1 protein-coding gene and 1 pseudogene are annotated in these 2,377 nt (G+C 77.8%); both read left to right on the top strand.

Annotation, left to right across the window (positions count from 1 at the left end):
* Window positions 1-2,020, top strand: a 2,020-nt coding sequence (locus tag EAD89_RS30005; RefSeq protein WP_121678030.1) for an FtsK/SpoIIIE domain-containing protein, incomplete at its 5' end; no start/stop codon positions are given.
* Between the two features lie 2 nt (window positions 2,021-2,022).
* Window positions 2,023-2,377, top strand: a pseudogene (locus tag EAD89_RS30000) (hypothetical protein); the annotation flags it as partial.

Below are 2,377 nucleotides of genomic sequence, written 5' to 3'. Positions count from 1 at the left end.
CGCCGACCCCGACGCCCGGCAGCTGCTCGTGCTGGTCGCCACCGCCGCCCCGCCGCCGCGTGAGCTGGCCCGGCTCGCCGCGCTCACCCACGCCGGCCCGGCCGCCGCCGTCTGCGTGCTGCTCGCGGGCCACCCGCCCCGGCTGCCGGGCGAGACCCCGCCGCCGCTGGGCGGCACCACCGCGGTCCGGCTCGGCGAGCGGTACGCGCAGGTCGGCGACCCGCCCAACGCCCCGTTCAGCCCCGACGGCAGCGGCCTCGCCGCGCCGGTGCTGCTCGACGGTGACCCCCCGCCGGCCTCGGTGCGCGCGCTCGCCGAGCACCTGGGCGCCGCCGCCCGCCGCACCGACGAGCTGCGCTTCGCCGAGCTGCTGCCGGAGCGGCGCTGGGCCGAGTCCGCAGCCAACGGTCTGCGGACCGTGATCGGCCGGGCCGGCCGCGCCCCACTGACCGTCGCCTTCGACACTCCGCTGATGGTCGCCTTCGACGACGCCACCCCGCACTGGTTGGTCGGCGGGCGCACCGGCGCCGGCAAGACCGTCTTCCTGCTCGACGTCCTCTACGGGCTGGCCGCCCGCTACTCCCCGGCCGAGCTCCAGCTCTACCTGCTCGACTTCAAGGAGGGCGTCAGCTTCACCGAGTTCGTGCCCACCGGGCGTGACCCGTCCTGGCTGCCGCACGCCCGTGCCGTCGGCATCGAATCCGACCGGGAGTACGGGCTCGCCGTGCTGCGCGAGCTGCGCCGCGAGGCACAACGCCGGGCCACCGCGCTGAAGCGGCACGGCGTCACCAAGCTCGCCGACCTGCCCCGGGGCGATCCGCTGCCACGCATCGTGGCGGTCGTCGACGAGTTCCACGTGCTGCTCGCCGGCAACGACGCGCTGGCCCGGGAGTCCGTCGACCTGCTGGAGGAGCTGGCCCGCAAGGGTCGCTCCTACGGCGTACACCTGGTGCTGGCCAGCCAGAGCATGACCGGCATCGAGGCGCTCTACGGGCGGGCCGAGGCGATCTTCGGGCAGTTCGCGCTGCGGGTGGCGCTGCCCGGTGGCGGCGGGGTGCTCGACCCGCTCAACGACGCCGCCGCGGCCCTGCCGATCGGCTCCGCCGTGGTCAACACCGCCGCCGGCGCGGTCGGCGCCGACACCGTGCTGCGCTTCCCCGACGCGCACGCCGCCGCCGCCGACCTCGCCGCGCTGCGCCACGAGCTGTGGCAGGCCCGCCCGCCGGCCGCGCGGCCGCCCGCGGTCTTCAAGGGGTACGAGACGGCGCGGGTCGAGGACGACCCCACCTTCGCCGGTCTGCGCCCCGGTGGCCGGCGCCCGATGGCCCTGGTCGGCCGGACCGTCGACGTGCACGGCACCACCGCGCTGTTCCTGATGGACGCCGCTCCCGGCCGACACCTCGCCGTGGTGGGCACGGCACCGGCCGGCGCGGACGTGCTGCACGCCGCGACACTGAGCCTGGCCCGGCAACATGCCGCCGGCGACGCCCGGTTCCTGCTGGCCTCCCTGGTCACCGCCGCCGACCCGGTCGCCGACGAGACCGAGACCGCGCTGCGGGCAGCCGGCCACCCGGTGGAACGCGTCGACGCGGCCGGGCTGCGCGACCGGGTCGCCACGCTGGCCGCCGAGCCGGCCGGGCGCGAATACCTGGTGGTGTTCGGCATGGACGCCGCCGCACCGGTGCTCGGGGCGGCCGACCCGGTCACCTTCCGTTCCGGCCTGGACGACCTGCGCACGCTGCTGCGACAGGGCCCCGCCCAGGGGGTGCACCTGCTCGGCTGGTGGCGCGGCCTGCGCCGGCTCGCCGACGACCTGGGCGGCACGCAGAACCGCGACGACGTCGCCTGCCTGGTCGCGCTCAACGTGCCCGGCGCCGAGCTGGCCCTGCACCTCGGGGTGCACGACCTCGCCTACACGCCCCGCGCCGACCGGGCGCTGCTGGTCGACCGGCACGACCACCGCACCCGACTGATCGTGCCGTTCGCCCGCGACGGGCACGAGCCGGACGGGGAGCAGTGACCGTGTCCTTCGAGGAGTACGCGGCGTTGGCCCGCCAGCTCGCCGAGCAGCGCCGCGCCGGCGAGCGGGACGCCGCGGTCGAGTCCGAACGCCGCCGTGACCTGCACGCCGCCGCCGATTACCTGCACCAGCGGCTGACCGCCCAGGGGCACCGCCTCGACCAGCTCGGCCGCGCGATCGGTGTGGACCAGCCGGCCGCCGTCCCACCACCCGCGCCGGGGCACGCGGGCCCGACATCCGCGCCGGGGCAGCCGGACTCGCCGCCCGCGCCGGGGTACCCGGGCGCGGGCGGCGCGCCCGGGTACCCGGACCCGACGCCCGGACCGGGGGACGGGGAGCCCGCCGGCGCAGCCGGCG

Source organism: Micromonospora sp. BL4 (assembly GCF_003667505.1).
Taxonomy (GTDB): domain Bacteria; phylum Actinomycetota; class Actinomycetes; order Mycobacteriales; family Micromonosporaceae; genus Micromonospora.
The sequence above is the reverse complement of the archived record's forward strand: the minus strand, read 5'-3'. Positions and strand labels throughout refer to the sequence as shown.